Source organism: Glycomyces halotolerans, from assembly GCF_054779575.1.
In genome coordinates, this window is sequence record NZ_BAAGXZ010000005.1 from 50,762 (window position 1) to 62,765 (window position 12,004).

General features: G+C 70.2%; 21 protein-coding genes and 1 riboswitch. Of the genes, 6 read left to right on the forward strand and 15 right to left on the reverse strand.

All coding sequences use genetic code 11. From position 1 onward, the window contains the following. The 11 genes from ACYVL2_RS06390 to ACYVL2_RS06440 all read right to left on the reverse strand — a co-directional run bounded on the left by ACYVL2_RS06390 (nucleotide 1) and on the right by ACYVL2_RS06440 (nucleotide 3,715). Entirely contained in the window at nucleotides 1–339 is a 339-nt protein-coding gene (locus tag ACYVL2_RS06390; RefSeq protein ID WP_460541376.1) for a hypothetical protein, read from the reverse strand. Then, nucleotides 336–629 carry a hypothetical protein gene (locus tag ACYVL2_RS06395; RefSeq protein ID WP_460541378.1) on the reverse strand — a complete coding sequence of 98 codons (294 nt, stop codon included), beginning with the start codon at nucleotides 627–629 and terminating at the stop codon, nucleotides 336–338. The genes ACYVL2_RS06390 and ACYVL2_RS06395 overlap by 4 nt, the downstream gene beginning before the upstream one ends. Beyond that, nucleotides 626–826 (reverse strand): hypothetical protein, encoded by a 201-nt coding sequence (locus tag ACYVL2_RS06400; protein WP_460541380.1) that lies wholly within the window; start codon nucleotides 824–826, stop codon nucleotides 626–628. The genes ACYVL2_RS06395 and ACYVL2_RS06400 overlap by 4 nt, the downstream gene beginning before the upstream one ends. After that, nucleotides 823–1,077 carry a hypothetical protein gene (locus tag ACYVL2_RS06405; RefSeq protein WP_460541382.1) on the reverse strand — a complete coding sequence of 85 codons (255 nt, stop codon included), beginning with the start codon at nucleotides 1,075–1,077 and terminating at the stop codon, nucleotides 823–825. The genes ACYVL2_RS06400 and ACYVL2_RS06405 overlap by 4 nt, the downstream gene beginning before the upstream one ends. Further along, the gene (locus tag ACYVL2_RS06410; RefSeq protein WP_460541384.1) at nucleotides 1,074–1,448 is read right to left on the reverse strand and encodes a hypothetical protein; all 375 of its coding nucleotides are present in this window, start codon (nucleotides 1,446–1,448) and stop codon (nucleotides 1,074–1,076) included. The genes ACYVL2_RS06405 and ACYVL2_RS06410 overlap by 4 nt, the downstream gene beginning before the upstream one ends. Beyond that, nucleotides 1,445–1,738 carry a hypothetical protein gene (locus ACYVL2_RS06415; RefSeq protein WP_460541386.1) on the reverse strand — a complete coding sequence of 98 codons (294 nt, stop codon included), beginning with the start codon at nucleotides 1,736–1,738 and terminating at the stop codon, nucleotides 1,445–1,447. The genes ACYVL2_RS06410 and ACYVL2_RS06415 overlap by 4 nt, the downstream gene beginning before the upstream one ends. Further along, nucleotides 1,735–2,058 carry a hypothetical protein gene (locus ACYVL2_RS06420; protein ID WP_460541388.1) on the reverse strand — a complete coding sequence of 108 codons (324 nt, stop codon included), beginning with the start codon at nucleotides 2,056–2,058 and terminating at the stop codon, nucleotides 1,735–1,737. Before ACYVL2_RS06420 ends, ACYVL2_RS06415 begins: the two co-directional genes overlap by 4 nt. 111 nt (nucleotides 2,059–2,169) lie before the next feature. Beyond that, nucleotides 2,170–2,424: a hypothetical protein gene (locus tag ACYVL2_RS06425; RefSeq protein WP_460541390.1), complete on the reverse strand. Its 255-nt coding sequence runs from the start codon at nucleotides 2,422–2,424 to the stop codon at nucleotides 2,170–2,172. Beyond that, on the reverse strand, nucleotides 2,421–3,206 hold the full coding sequence (locus tag ACYVL2_RS06430) for a hypothetical protein (RefSeq protein WP_460541393.1): 786 nt from the start codon (nucleotides 3,204–3,206) through the stop codon (nucleotides 2,421–2,423). Before ACYVL2_RS06430 ends, ACYVL2_RS06425 begins: the two co-directional genes overlap by 4 nt. Before the next feature lie 106 nt (nucleotides 3,207–3,312). Further along, nucleotides 3,313–3,474 (reverse strand): hypothetical protein, encoded by a 162-nt coding sequence (locus ACYVL2_RS06435; RefSeq protein ID WP_460541396.1) that lies wholly within the window; start codon nucleotides 3,472–3,474, stop codon nucleotides 3,313–3,315. Continuing rightward, complete coding sequence (locus tag ACYVL2_RS06440) at nucleotides 3,461–3,715, reverse strand: hypothetical protein (RefSeq protein ID WP_460541398.1); 255 nt, start codon at nucleotides 3,713–3,715, stop codon at nucleotides 3,461–3,463. The genes ACYVL2_RS06435 and ACYVL2_RS06440 overlap by 14 nt, the downstream gene beginning before the upstream one ends. A 210-nt stretch (nucleotides 3,716–3,925) precedes the next feature. Between ACYVL2_RS06440 and ACYVL2_RS06445 the strand changes: the two genes are divergently transcribed. Together ACYVL2_RS06445 and ACYVL2_RS06450 are read left to right on the forward strand one after the other, a co-directional pair. After that, nucleotides 3,926–4,429, forward strand: coding sequence for a hypothetical protein (locus ACYVL2_RS06445; RefSeq protein ID WP_460541400.1), 504 nt, complete (start codon nucleotides 3,926–3,928; stop codon nucleotides 4,427–4,429). A gap of 144 nt (nucleotides 4,430–4,573) precedes the next feature. After that, a complete protein-coding gene (locus ACYVL2_RS06450; RefSeq protein ID WP_460541402.1) occupies nucleotides 4,574–4,969 on the forward strand; it encodes a hypothetical protein in 396 nt (131 codons plus the stop codon). A gap of 125 nt (nucleotides 4,970–5,094) precedes the next feature. Here ACYVL2_RS06450 and ACYVL2_RS06455 read toward each other — a convergent pair whose 3' ends face one another. Then, on the reverse strand, nucleotides 5,095–5,415 hold the full coding sequence (locus tag ACYVL2_RS06455) for a thermonuclease family protein (RefSeq protein WP_460541404.1): 321 nt from the start codon (nucleotides 5,413–5,415) through the stop codon (nucleotides 5,095–5,097). A 111-nt stretch (nucleotides 5,416–5,526) separates the two neighbouring features. On the opposite strand from ACYVL2_RS06455, the gene ACYVL2_RS06460 reads away from it, so the two are divergent. The 3 genes from ACYVL2_RS06460 (at nucleotide 5,527) to purH (ending at nucleotide 9,334) form a co-directional block, all read left to right on the forward strand. Beyond that, on the forward strand, nucleotides 5,527–6,837 hold the full coding sequence (locus tag ACYVL2_RS06460) for a cell division protein PerM (RefSeq protein WP_460541407.1): 1,311 nt from the start codon (nucleotides 5,527–5,529) through the stop codon (nucleotides 6,835–6,837). Then, nucleotides 6,824–7,465 (forward strand): phosphoribosylglycinamide formyltransferase, encoded by a 642-nt coding sequence (purN, locus tag ACYVL2_RS06465; protein ID WP_460541409.1) that lies wholly within the window; start codon nucleotides 6,824–6,826, stop codon nucleotides 7,463–7,465. Before ACYVL2_RS06460 ends, purN begins: the two co-directional genes overlap by 14 nt. Before the next feature lie 125 nt (nucleotides 7,466–7,590). Continuing rightward, nucleotides 7,591–7,754, forward strand: a riboswitch (ZMP/ZTP riboswitch). A 29-nt stretch (nucleotides 7,755–7,783) separates the two neighbouring features. Further along, nucleotides 7,784–9,334 (forward strand): bifunctional phosphoribosylaminoimidazolecarboxamide formyltransferase/inosine monophosphate cyclohydrolase, encoded by a 1,551-nt coding sequence (gene purH, locus ACYVL2_RS06470; RefSeq protein ID WP_460541412.1) that lies wholly within the window; start codon nucleotides 7,784–7,786, stop codon nucleotides 9,332–9,334. Nucleotides 9,335–9,470: 136 nt separating this feature from the next. On the opposite strand, the gene ACYVL2_RS06475 is transcribed toward purH, so the two are convergent. Next, nucleotides 9,471–9,818, reverse strand: coding sequence for a hypothetical protein (locus ACYVL2_RS06475; protein ID WP_460541415.1), 348 nt, complete (start codon nucleotides 9,816–9,818; stop codon nucleotides 9,471–9,473). A gap of 200 nt (nucleotides 9,819–10,018) precedes the next feature. Here ACYVL2_RS06475 and ACYVL2_RS06480 point away from each other — a divergent pair, with 200 nt between their 5' ends. Beyond that, a complete protein-coding gene (locus ACYVL2_RS06480; RefSeq protein ID WP_460541418.1) occupies nucleotides 10,019–10,306 on the forward strand; it encodes a TFIIB-type zinc ribbon-containing protein in 288 nt (95 codons plus the stop codon). Here the strand turns inward: ACYVL2_RS06480 and ACYVL2_RS06485 are convergent. Beyond that, nucleotides 10,303–10,902 carry a 2'-5' RNA ligase family protein gene (locus ACYVL2_RS06485; protein WP_460541420.1) on the reverse strand — a complete coding sequence of 200 codons (600 nt, stop codon included), beginning with the start codon at nucleotides 10,900–10,902 and terminating at the stop codon, nucleotides 10,303–10,305. The two genes, ACYVL2_RS06480 and ACYVL2_RS06485, sit on opposite strands and share 4 nt — an antisense overlap. Beyond that, nucleotides 10,902–11,918 carry a tryptophan--tRNA ligase gene (trpS, locus tag ACYVL2_RS06490; protein ID WP_460541422.1) on the reverse strand — a complete coding sequence of 339 codons (1,017 nt, stop codon included), beginning with the start codon at nucleotides 11,916–11,918 and terminating at the stop codon, nucleotides 10,902–10,904. The genes ACYVL2_RS06485 and trpS overlap by 1 nt, the downstream gene beginning before the upstream one ends. Nucleotides 11,919–12,004: the final 86 nt, after the last annotated feature.

Genomic DNA, 12,004 nt, shown 5'->3' on the forward strand with positions numbered 1-12,004 from the left:
CTACTGGACCTCCGTGGCGTCGATGACGGTCGGGAACATCGACAGGAGCGGGATGCGCCAGCCGATCGTCGTGAACTCGTAGGTGGCGCCGGGCTCGAGCGAGGCGTATACGTCGGCCGAGTCGAACTGACCGCGCGGGAGCGCGTCGCCAACTTCGAGGACGCCGCAGTCCTCGGTGTAGACCCGGTGGACGCTTCTGGAGCCGCCGTCGCCGCTGCTGGCGGTGGTGCGGTCCTTTTCGCTCACGGTGCAGGTGATGGTGTCCTCGGACCCCCAGTAGTAGGCGCCGCAGCAGAGGAAGAGGACGATGGCGGCGGCGATGCCGATTGCGGTTTTCATGAGGTGCCTTTCACGTGGCGGCGGGCGAGTCGGGAGAGCTCGGGGTCGGTCATGAGGCCGCGCTCAATGGCGCGGATGCGGGTTTCCTCGATCCGGGTCAGCGCTGGGGCCTGGGTGACCGGGTAGAGGTTGGCGAGCGTGTCGGCGTCGTCGACGGAGTCGAGCTCGCCGGTCGGCTCCTGCACGGCCCGCCGGTCGGCGGCGGCCGAGGAGAAGAACGCGACGGCGGCGATCACGCCGGCGACGATGGCGGAGCCCCCGGCGGCCATGAGGATCTGCGCGGCGGTCACTGGCTCCTCCAGTCCTGGCGGGGCCAGTCGGTGTCGGGGGCGTCGGCGCGGGCGAGGAGGCGGCCGACGGCGGCCACGGCGCGGCGCACCGGGCGCCTGTCGGTGTGCAGCGGCCACCACAGGACCGCGCACATGAGCATCAGCGGCCCGAACGCGGTCGCCGAGGCGGCGAGCGCGACGGCGTATTCGACGGTCATCGGGAGCCTCCAATACGGGCCACGAGGGCGTGGACGGTGCGGATCGGGTGGGCGAGCCAGGTGCGGGCGTCGACCACGCCCCGGGTCTCGGCCCAGTAGCCGGCCAGCGCGTACGCCGCGGCGGCGTGGACGGGGGCCTGTGCCCTCAGGCACGGGTCGGTGGCCTCACCGACGGCGACACCGGCGGCGATGAGGACCAGGCCGGCGGCGATGGCGCCAGCGCAGGCGAGGGCAGCGCGGCGGCGGTTCATCGGCCACCCCCGAACAGGCGCGCGACCAGCGACCGGACGCGGCGCTTGGGTGCCTCGTCGAGGCCGGACATCGCGGTGTCGTACGGGTCCGGGTCGGCCTCGTGGGAGAGCGCCACCTCGGCGGTGCCGGTGAGCATCTCGGCGCGGGTGGCCGCGTAGCCGTCGAGGGACTGCGACAGCGCCACGAGCTCGCTGGTGGCCTTCTGCAGCGCCTCGGCGCCCGCGAGGGTGCCGCGGCGCTCCATCGCGGCCCACACGGTGTCGAGCTGCGCGTCGAGGGCCTCGAGGAGTTTCTCGGGTTTGGCCGGGTGCGGGTCGGTGCCGCCGACCGGGCGCGTGTACGTCGGCAGTTCGGTGGTGTTGTCGTTCATCGGGCCACCCCCGGGTACTCGCAGAGCTGACCGGGCTCGGGCTCCTCGGCGGCGATCACCGGGTGCTCGGTGTAGAGCAGGGCGAGCATCAGGTGCAGGTGCGGGCCGCACACGAGCCGCTGGGAGGCGTCGGAGACGACCCAGTAGTAGGCGTGGGAGCCGCACTTCGGTTCCGGCGGGTACGGCGGGATCGGCCGCGCGGGGCTGAAGGGTTCCGGTTTCGGGGCCGGGCGCGGCATCGAGTCGTCGCGGGCGGTCCAGTCGGCCAGGTCCAGGACGTTCGGGGTCACTGGGCACCTCCGGCGGTGTCGCGGAGGTGCCGGGTCATGACCGGGACGTTGTAGGCGTCCTCCAGGGCGGTCTGGAGCGCGGCCCGGACGACGCCCGCCCGGGACGCCATCAGGCAGTAGTAGGCGGTTTCGTCGCCGCCGGTCGCTGGGAGCGGCACGTCGACCGCGTCCAGGACCGCGCGCATCAGGTCGCGGGTGTCGGCGAGGCCCTTACGGGCGCCTTGGAGTTCGGCGCGGATGGCGTCGCGCTCGGTGCGGAGGTCGTCAACCTCGTCGGCGAGTTGCCGCGCCTCGGTCGTCTGGGTAGGGTTCGTGTTCACGGAGTGGACTTCCTTTCTTTCTCCGTGGCCTTGGCCTCGACCGCGTCACCGGTCGGGGCCTTCTTGCGTGCCGTCCCGGGTGTCGAACCCGGCGAGCCCCCAAGGGGACGGCTACTGGTCGCGGTTGCGCTGGACGTTCGCGACGGACGCCTCGAACTGCTCCCGCCTCAGCTCCTTGGTCACCGGGTCCAGCGGCGAGTACTCGATGAGGATGCGGACGCCATCGGCGTTGAGGACCAGCTCGCCTTCGACGTATCGGCTGTTCTCGGCGGCCCGCCGGAGCTCGGGGCGCGGGAGGCGGCCACCGGTCATCTCGTCGAGCTCGCGCATCTTGCGCGTGTAGGCCGGCCGGATCGGGCGCTTCATGCCGCCACCGCCCGAGGCTTGGTGAGGGCGACGGCGCGGTGGACCGCGTCGAGCATCTGCCGGACACTCGCGCCGTTCGGGTAGTGCTGGCTGATCTGGACGAACATCGCGAGCACCGTGTTGTTCAGCAGCGACAGCTGCGCTTCGGTGAGGTAGTTCTTGGCGACCGTCTTCGACGCGGCCGTGAACTCGCCGTCCTTGCGCCGCTCGCCGGTCAGCTGCGGCTGTACCGCGCGGATCGCGGCGGCGGTCATGCCGAACAACTCGATGTAGAGGGTGTTCTGCACGACCCGGTAGTCCTCGGAGATCGCCCCGCCCTGCGCGAGAGCGTGCTTGACGTGCCCGTAGTCCATGCGCTCGGCGAGCCGCTGACGCTGCAGGGCGTCCAGGCGCTCCTTGCCGGCCTCGATCTGGTCGTCGGTGATCCGCTGCTCGTCGACGACCATGCCGGTGCGGTCGAGCTGGTCGAGCATGTCCAGGACGCGGTCGGTGTACTGGATGGCCTTGGGGTGATCGGAGCGGAACAGGAGGCGCTGAACACCTCGCTTGGTGAGGGCGTCGGCCTTCCGGCCCCGCTGATTTTTCAGTCCGATCGGACTGAAAACCCCCTTGACCAGGTCTCCTGGTTGGAGATGGCGGTCAGCGGTCCTGGAGGCGTTGGCGGTGTCGTAGCCGATCCACTTCATGAACTTCGCCTTGTGGACCAGCGGTCCGTGCTCAGGGTGGAGGCCGAAGGCGGACTCGTCGAGTCCTTCGAAGTCGAACCGTTCCAGGTCGCTCATGTGTTCGTGTTCCTCTCGTTTCGGCGTTGAAGCGGGGCCGCCGCCCCGTTGCCCCACATCGGTGGCGGCCCCGTGCCGGCTCCTGGGGAGGCCGGCGGAGGGAGGTCTAAGCGGAGGCGGGCTCGCGCTGGAGGGCCGCGAGTTCGCGCCGGATTCCGGGGCCGAAGATCTCGGCGATGCGGTCGCCCACGCGCGGGGCGAGCGGCGGGTACTCGGGGGTGCGCTGCTGCTGGTTGGCCTCGGCGTTCGCGGGTTCAGGCGTCGACATCGCTGGCCTCCTCGGGGTTCGGCAGAGGGAAGAGTCGGACGAAGTTCTCCAGGCCAAAGACCCGGCGGCAGCGATTGGCGAAGGTGAGGCCGGGGCGGCGCTCGCCGGCCTCGAGGCGCATGACCGTCCCGATGTGAACGCCGAGCGCGTTGGCGCGCTCGCTTGGGCGGTCCCAGCCGCGTTCCCGACAGAGCTCGTCGAAGACGTCCCAGTCGAAGATTTCTTGCTCACTCGCTTGCATGTAAGCGACCATAGCACCCTACTTGCTCGCAGGCAAGTTCCCCAGGGGGGGTTGACTCAGGTAGCATGGACAAATCAGACTTGCCTGTAGGCAAGCCACGAAGGGAAGATATGCATGACAGCTACGGCAGAAAAGGCGCAGCTAGGCCGCCGTAAGTCGCTCTCTAGCAAGCGATTGCGCCGACATACCAAGAGCCCTAATCTCTTGCCTATGAGCAAGCGCGGGTGGGCACACGGGGAGTTCATGAAGTACCTCGACGAGCTGTCGAGGGCGGCGGGCGTCCCGGACTCTCGCCGGGGCACGCCGAACACGACGATCCTGGAGGACCTCACCGGCGTCAGGCCGACCCAGATCGGGCGATGGCGGGCAGGCAGCCACCAGCCGACCACCGACAGCCTCCGCATGATCGCCAACGGCCTCGCCCCCCGCGCCGGACGGGACCCCGCGCAGGTTCTCGTCACCCTGGAGGTGAAGGCCGGCCGCCGCAGCGAGGCGGAAGCGAGAGCAGCCACGGGAGAGCCGACGCCGGAGGCCGTCGAGAGTGTGGAGGCGATAATCAGGCGCGCTCGCGCGCTGGCGACGAGCCCGCACCTCACCGACGAGGAACGCGCACCGTACGTCGCGATGGTCGAGATGTACGAGAGGGACCTGCAGAGGATGAAAGACGACCTGGACGACCTCATGAAGCGCTACGAACAGCGGCGACGGGCGTAACTGTCGGCCACCCGACAAAAGGTTGCACAGAAAACGGCCATGATTCACCGGACGTTCGGATGACTGGCGGGTAAACACCCGGTGTCATAGAGTTATGTGACGGTACCGTGACAATCCGATTCCCTACGCGCAACGGAGCGCCTCATGGATGAATCACCAGACCAGAAAAGCCCCGAAATCGTCCGTCACCTCCTCATCGGTGCCACGCCGGCACTCGTCGGCACCATGACCGTCCTCATCCACCTCCGGGAACCCGTCGTCCCCCTCGAGCATGAGCTCGTCCTCGTGGGCCTGTGGATCGGCCTCATCTGCTGCTCGCTCGCCGCATGGCTGCACTGCACGATCGAACGGCGCGCCAACCGGATCGAGCAGCTCATCCGCCAGGAGCGGGCCACCGTCAACAAAATCAACCGCGCCGTCGAGGGTGTTCACCGGCGCGCCCAAACGATCGAGCGCCAGAGCATGGCCCTCGGCAAGGCGTTCATCGACGAAGGCACGCCCAGCCTGAACGGCCACAAAGGGCCCCGGTCCCTGTCGTAACCCAAGCGAGCAGCCCCGGGCGGTCGTGGGGACCAGGCCCGGGGCTGCTGTACGCATAGGACTGTGCGGAGGAGGCGACACCGCACAGACCGACACCCATGCAGGCTTATACGTCCTCAACGTGCCTACGCTTCGGCCACGGCCTGCACGGCGTAGTTGATGCCGTTCTCCATGACCACGTGCGCCAGCAGCCGGTCGTACTGGTCGTAGATCGGGTCGCCGGGGTCGGTGAACAAGTGGACGGTGCGGCCCTCGAGTTTCCGCTTGGCGTAGGCCTTCGCCTCGGAGCCCCAGTCCTCGGCCTCGCGAAAGCCCCCGGACTCGGGGGCGTTGATGCCCATGATCCTCACGCGGGTCTTCTCGCCGCCGAGGACGGCTCGGAACGTGTCGCCGTCCACCACTTCGTACGCCTCGGTCGTCGCGAAGAAGTCACCGGGACCCTGCATGGTCGCCTCCAGTCGCTCTGAAGCCGGCCGCCTCGCGCGACCGGACGTGCCGACTCATCCTCGCATTTCCCTCGCCCTCCAGCGCGCCCGTCCTGTGCCACACTGGTCGACGTGGAGAAACGACCTGATCGGCCGTCGGTTTCCGTCCAGTCGGGGCAACGGGACACGGTGGTCGTCGACCCCGCCTCGCGCCCGACGTCCTCGCGTCGGCCGCGCACGCTCATCGCCTCGGCCGTGGCGACGGTGCTGTGGTGCTTCACGGTCGTGTACACCCCGATCCTGGTGGCCACGATCCTGGCGTGGTGGCCGGCCGGCCGGGAGGGCGCCGTCTCGAGCGTCGTGGCCGCAGCCGGCGTCGCCTGGCTCGCCGGGCACGGCGTCGCCGTCGACATCGGAACGCTGCACCTGACGGTCACGCCGCTGCTGCTGACCGCCGTGCTCCTGTGGCGCCTGGCCAAAGCCGCCGCCGGCACCACCCGCGCGATCGGCGGCCGCGACGCCGCCGCCGTCCGGGCCGCCGCCGGATCCGTCTCCATCCTCTACATCGGATTGGCTACCGGAGTGGCCGCGCTCGCCTCCACCGGCCCGTTCTCGGTCTCGGTCCTCGAAACGCTCGCCTACACCGCGCCGTCCGCGGCAGCCGCCACCGCCTACGGTTCGGCACGCGAAGCCGGACTCCTGCCCTGGGAACGCCAGTCGGTGTGGCTGCGGCGCGCCCTCCGTACCGGCACCCTCGTCGTGGCCGCGCTCCTGGCGTTCGGCTCGGCCGCCGTCGGCGTCGCCTTCGCCGTCCGCGGCCCGGCCGTCGCCGACACGCTCGGCCTCTACGGCGGCGGCGCCTGGGCCGTGGCGCTGCTGACCGTCATCTACCTCCCGAACCTCGCGGTATGGGCCGTGGCCTACATGTCCGGGCCCGGCTTCGCCGTCGGCGCCGGCACCGCCGTCCAGGCCGAACTGGTCGAACTCGGACCCCTGCCGGCGTTCCCGGTGTTCGCCGCCGTGCCCGCCGGCCCCCTCCCGGCCGCCGCGACCGTCCTCATCGGCCTGCCGCTCATGCTCGCCGCCGTCTTCGGCGTCCTGCTGACCTACCGTTCCCCCGACCTGCGACTGCCGCGGGTCACCACCGCCGCGATCCTCGCCTCGGCCACCGCCGCGGTCCTCCTCGGCGGCCTCTCGTGGCTCTCCGGCGGCGCCGCCGGCCGCGGCCGGCTCGCCGAGATCGGCCCCGACCCGCTGCCGGTCGCCGCCCTCGGCGGCCTCCAGATCCTCCTCGGCCTGGTCGGCGCCGCCCTGATCGCGCGCCTGTTCGCCGTCCACCGCCGCGCCGCCGAAGCCGAGCTGGTGCGGCGAGACACGGTCGTCATCCCCGAACCCTTGCCCGCCCGCGACGACGCGTTAGTGTGCACGCGTGGCCACACCTGACTCCGGCTCGGCGGACACCGCCGCGACCAGCCGCATCGTCGTGCTCGTCTCCGGCTCCGGATCCAACCTGCAAGCCCTGATCGACGCCTCCCGCGACCCCGCCTACGGCGCGACGGTCGTGGCCGTCGGCGCCGACCGCGACGGCATTCGCGGCCTCGAACGCGCCGAAGCGGCCGGCATCCCCACGTTCGTGCAACGCGTCCGCGACCACCCCGACCGCGACGCCTGGGACGCGGCGCTGACCGAGACCGTCGCTTCCTTCGAACCGGACCTGGTCGTCTCGGCCGGATTCCTGAAACTGTGCGGCCCGCGCTTCCTCAATGCCTTCCCCGGCCGGTACATCAACACCCACAACTCGCTCCTGCCGGCCTTCCCCGGCATGAACGGGCCCGCCGAGGCGCTGAAGGCCGGCGTCAAACTCGCGGGCGCGACCCTGTTCATCTGCGACCACGGCGTCGACACCGGCCCGATCATCGCCCAGACCGCCGTCGAGGTCCGCGATGACGACACCGTCGAGACCCTGACCGAACGCATCAAGGAAGCCGAACGCGCCCAACTGGTCGAAGCGGTCGGCCGCATGGTCCGCGACGGCTGGACCGTCGAGGGGCGCCGCGTCAGTCTCGGATGACGACCTCCAGTGCCCCTCGTCGTGGCCTTCGCCTGCCTGCCGCCGCTGTCGGCGCCGGCCGCCGGTGGCGGGTCTCACCGGCCGCTTCCGGAGGTGCACGGACTGCGGGGACCGGCGTGTTAGTCTCGGCCTGTCGCAACTGGCGAGGACGTCGACACCGAGGTTTCCCGTGGCACGGACCGGGCAGCTCGTTGTTGAGGGGGAACCTGGGGGACGTTCGCAGGTGGAGCACCACCGGGGAGCGGCACTGCTGAACCTGTAACTGCGGTCGAACGCCTGGGCCGCAGTCATCTTCATCGAAGCAGGAGCAGTGCATCCGTGTCTGAACAGCGCAAGCCCGTCAAACGGGCCCTCATCTCGGTCTTCGACAAGACCGGCGTCGTGGACCTGGCCCGCGACCTCTCCCACGCCGGAGTCGCGATCGTCTCCACCGGCTCGACGGCGGCCCGCATCGCCGAGGCCGGCGTCCCGGTGACGAAGGTCGAGGAGCTCACCGGCTTTCCCGAGATCCTCGACGACCGCGTCAAGACCCTCCACCCGAAGGTGCACGCGGGCATGCTCGCCGACGTGCGCAAGGACTCCCACCGCGATCAGCTCGCCGAGCTCGGCATCGAACCGTTCGACCTGCTGGTCGGCAACCTGTACCCGTTCGCCGAGACGGTCGCCTCCGGCGCCGGTTTCGACGACGTCGTCGAGAAGATCGACGTCGGCGGCCCTTCGATGGTGCGCGGCGCCGCCAAGAACCACGCCAACGTCGCGGTCGTGGTCGACCCGGCCGACTACGACCTGGTCCGCGCCGCGACCGCGGCCGGCGGCACCACCGCTTCGCAGCGGCTCCGCTTGGCCGCCAAGGCCTTCGCGCACCTGGCCACCTACGATTCGACGGTGGCGACCTGGCTCGCCGACCAGGCCGAGGACGAAGCGCTGCCCGAGTTCATCGCCACGCCCTTGGCCAAGGCCGCCGACCTGCGGTACGGGGAGAACCCGCACCAGAGCGCGGCGCTGTACACCGATCCGCTCGCCCCGGCCGGGCTCGCCCAGGCCGAGCAGCTGCACGGCAAGGCGATGTCGTTCAACAACTACACCGACGCCGACGCCGCCTGGCGCGCCGCGCACGACTTCGCCGAACCGTGCGTGGCGATCATCAAGCACGCCAATCCGTGCGGGATCGCCGTGGCCGGATCGATCGCCGAGGCCCACAAGAAGGCCCACGAATGCGACCCGGTGAGCGCCTTCGGCGGCGTCATCGCCGCCAACGGGGAGGTCGACGCGGCCGCCGCCGACCAGATCGCCGAGATCTTCACTGAAGTGGTCGTCGCGCCCGCGTTCTCCGATGAGGCCGTGGCGATCCTGTCGAAGAAGAAGAACGTCCGCCTGCTGCGCGCCCCGCAGTGGCGGCCGTCGGCGCTCGAGCTCAAGCCCGTCTCCGGCGGGGTGCTCGTGCAGCGGCCCGACCGCATCGACGCCGAGGGCGACGACGCCTCGCAGTGGCGGCTGGTCACCGGTGAGGCGGCCGACGAGCGGACGCTCGCCGATCTGGTCTTCGCGTGGCGCGCGGTCAGGTCGGTCAAGTCGAACGCGATCCTGCTGGCCGCCGGCGGCGCTTCGGTGGGCGTCGGCATGGGCCAGGTCAATCGCGTCGACGCGGCCAGGCTCGCGGTCGAACGCGCCGGCGACCGCGTCAAGGGCGCCGTGGCCGCCTCCGACGCCTTCTTCCCCTTCCCCGACGGTCTGGAGATCCTCACCGCCGCCGGCGTCACCGCCGTCGTCCAGCCCGGCGGCTCGGTCCGCGACGAAGCGGTCATCGCCGCCGCCGAACAGGCCGGCGTGACCATGTACCTGACCGGGACCAGGCACTTCACGCACTGACGAAGGAAGTGCGTGAAGCGGGCGGTCCAGCACGCACTGACGGAGGAAGTGCGTGAAGCGGGCGGTCCGGTACGCACTGAAGCGGGCGGTCCAGGAGCCCGGCTCCGGGACCGCCCGCTTCACGGCTGCGCCCCGACTACGAGGCCCAGGACAGGCAGGTGCTCGGCAGGTAGCCCCAGCGGTCGCCGGAGTAGTTGACGTAGGCCCACAGGCTGGTGGCGGACCCGCAGGCGTAGTAGGACTCGCCTTCGACCAGCCCGCACGCGGCGGTGTAGGCGCGCCCGGCCACGACCGATCCGACGGTCCCGCCGGACAGGCCCGGTTCGGCCCAGACCGCGCGGTTCTCTTCGGCGACCGCGGTGCAGGTCGCGGCGGCTTCGGCCGTCCCGCCGGTCGCGGGGGCGGCGCCCGCGGAGGCGGCGAACGTGGTGGAGAACGCCGCGGCCGCTGCGAGTGCCATGAGCGCCATCAGAATGCGTTTCACTGTGCTCTTCCTTTCGGCATCAGATGTGGGGGTGGCCCACAACACCGAGACGTTGTCACGAACCGTGACCTGATGTCGACCCTGGAACGGCTTTAGTCGGATTTCTTACCGATGTCGGTCGTGGCCGGATTGCCGCCCGGCGCAGCGCGTTCCGGCCCGCGCGTTGGCGGATCGGGGCCGGGGCACGGTATCTTGGCTGCATGGAAATGCTCTGTCCTAAATGTCATAGTTTGATGCGGCAGTACGAGCGCAACGGCGTCGTCGTCGACCAGTGCACCGAATGCAAGGGCATCTTCCTCGATCGCGGCGAGCTCGACCACCTGCTCGACGCCGAGGCGGCGTTCAACTCCGGCGTCCCGGCCGCTCCGCCGCCCCCACCGCCGCCTTCGTACGACCGCCGCTACGACGACCGCGACCGCTACTATGACGACCGCTCCTACAAGAAGCGCAAACGCAAGAGCGTCTTCGAGGAGCTCTTCGACTTCTAGCGGCGTCCGAATCGGAACTCGTGGCGCGGCGTCCACGGCGTGGCCGTCCCGATCGGGTCGCCGGCGGTGCCGTGGGTGTAGAGCGTGAACGCCTCGACGGTGAACTTCGCCTCGAAACCGGACAGCTCCGCGAAGGTCCGGTCCAAGGCCGCCTCGCCGACGTCCTGGGCGACGGTCACGTGCGGGTGGTACGGGAACCGCTGCTCGCGGTCGACCGGGCCGCTCCTGATCGCGGCCTCGAGCTGCTCGCAGATCGCGATGCCGTCGACCACGGCCACGAACACCACCTCGGTGACCGGCCGGAACGAACCCGTCCCGCGCAGATGCAGCTCGAACGGGGCGGTCCGGTCGGCGACCTCCGCCAGGTGCGCCTCCAGCGGCCCGAGCGCGTCGGCGCCGATCTCAGTCGGCCCCAGGAGCGTCAAGTGCGCCGGGATCGCCCCGCCGAGCGGATCGCCCGAGGCGATCCGGGCCCGGTCGAGCCGGTCCCGCCACGGCTGCGGCACGGGTATCGCCACGCCGACCGTGACGCCGTGGGCGCCGGCTATGTCGGGGTCGTCCGCTCCCGCCCCACCGCGGGACTGGCGCTCCTCCACTAATGTGCCGCCGGGGGGAAGAATCCGACCTTCTTGTAGGTCTTGGCCAGCGTGCGCGAGGCGACCGTGCGGGCCTTCTCGGCGCCGCGGGTCAGGATCCGGTCCAGCTCGGCCTTGTCGGACAGGTACTCGTTCGTGGCCGTCGCGATCGGCTCGAGCGCCTCGGCGACGACGTCGGCCAGGTCGCTCTTGAAGTCGCCGTAGCCTTTGCCCTGGTACTCCGACTCGAGCTTCTCGACGCTCGTCCCGGTCAGCGCCGAGTAGATGTTCAGCAGGTTCGACACCCCTGCCTTGCGCTCGGGGTCGTAGCGCACCTCGGCCTCGGAGTCGGTCACCGCGCTCTTGATCTTCTTGCGCATCTGGTTCGGCGCGTCGAGCAGGTTGAGGCAGCCGCGCGGCCCCGAAGAGGACTTCGACATCTTCCGCTCGGGCTCGGACAGGTCCTTGATCGTCGCGGTCTCCTTGACGATGAAGGCCTCGGGGACGGTGAAGGTGTCCCCGTAGGTCCCGTTGAACCGGATCGCCAGGTCCCGGGTCAGTTCCAGGTGCTGGCGCTGGTCCTCGCCGACCGGCACCTGGTCGGTCTGGTAGAGCAGGATGTCGGCCGCCTGCAGCACCGGGTAGGTGAACAGGCCCACCGTTGTGCGTTCTTGTTTGGCCGACTTGTCCTTGAACTGCGTCATCCGCGATGCCTCGCCGAAGCCGGTCTCGCAGCCGAGCACCCATTCGAGCATCGGGTGCTCGGGCACCTGCGACTGGACGAACAGGGTGCACCGGTCCGGGTCGAGGCCGAGGGCCAGCAGCTGCGCGGCCGAGACGCGGGAGCGTTCGCGCAGCACCTTCGGCTCGTGCTCCACGGTGATCGCGTGGAGGTCGACGACGCAGTAGAAGGCGTCGGCGGTGTCCTGCATCGCCACCCACTGCCGCAGCGCGCCCAGGTAATTCCCGAGGTGGAACGAGTCCGAGGTCGGCTGGATCCCCGAGAGCACCCGGGGTTTGCGGTCCGCAGTGGTCATGGGTCGATTCTGACATCCGGGCCGAGACCGCGGCCACCCGGTATTGCGTCGGAGCCCAAAGTCATGTTTAATTGTGTTTGATCTTG

Coding starts and splice junctions, on each gene's coding strand:
- ACYVL2_RS06390 (WP_460541376.1), bottom strand. CDS start 339: ATGAAAACCGCAATCGGCATCGCCGCCGCCATCGTCCTCTTCCTCTGC.
- ACYVL2_RS06400 (WP_460541380.1), bottom strand. CDS start 826: ATGACCGTCGAATACGCCGTCGCGCTCGCCGCCTCGGCGACCGCGTTC.
- ACYVL2_RS06405 (WP_460541382.1), bottom strand. CDS start 1,077: ATGAACCGCCGCCGCGCTGCCCTCGCCTGCGCTGGCGCCATCGCCGCC.
- ACYVL2_RS06410 (WP_460541384.1), bottom strand. CDS start 1,448: ATGAACGACAACACCACCGAACTGCCGACGTACACGCGCCCGGTCGGC.
- ACYVL2_RS06425 (WP_460541390.1), bottom strand. CDS start 2,424: ATGAAGCGCCCGATCCGGCCGGCCTACACGCGCAAGATGCGCGAGCTC.
- ACYVL2_RS06430 (WP_460541393.1), bottom strand. CDS start 3,206: ATGAGCGACCTGGAACGGTTCGACTTCGAAGGACTCGACGAGTCCGCC.
- ACYVL2_RS06435 (WP_460541396.1), bottom strand. CDS start 3,474: ATGTCGACGCCTGAACCCGCGAACGCCGAGGCCAACCAGCAGCAGCGC.
- ACYVL2_RS06440 (WP_460541398.1), bottom strand. CDS start 3,715: ATGCAAGCGAGTGAGCAAGAAATCTTCGACTGGGACGTCTTCGACGAG.
- ACYVL2_RS06445 (WP_460541400.1), top strand. CDS start 3,926: ATGAGCAAGCGCGGGTGGGCACACGGGGAGTTCATGAAGTACCTCGAC.
- ACYVL2_RS06450 (WP_460541402.1), top strand. CDS start 4,574: ATGGATGAATCACCAGACCAGAAAAGCCCCGAAATCGTCCGTCACCTC.
- ACYVL2_RS06455 (WP_460541404.1), bottom strand. CDS start 5,415: ATGCAGGGTCCCGGTGACTTCTTCGCGACGACCGAGGCGTACGAAGTG.
- ACYVL2_RS06480 (WP_460541418.1), top strand. CDS start 10,019: ATGGAAATGCTCTGTCCTAAATGTCATAGTTTGATGCGGCAGTACGAG.
- trpS (WP_460541422.1), bottom strand. CDS start 11,918: ATGACCACTGCGGACCGCAAACCCCGGGTGCTCTCGGGGATCCAGCCG.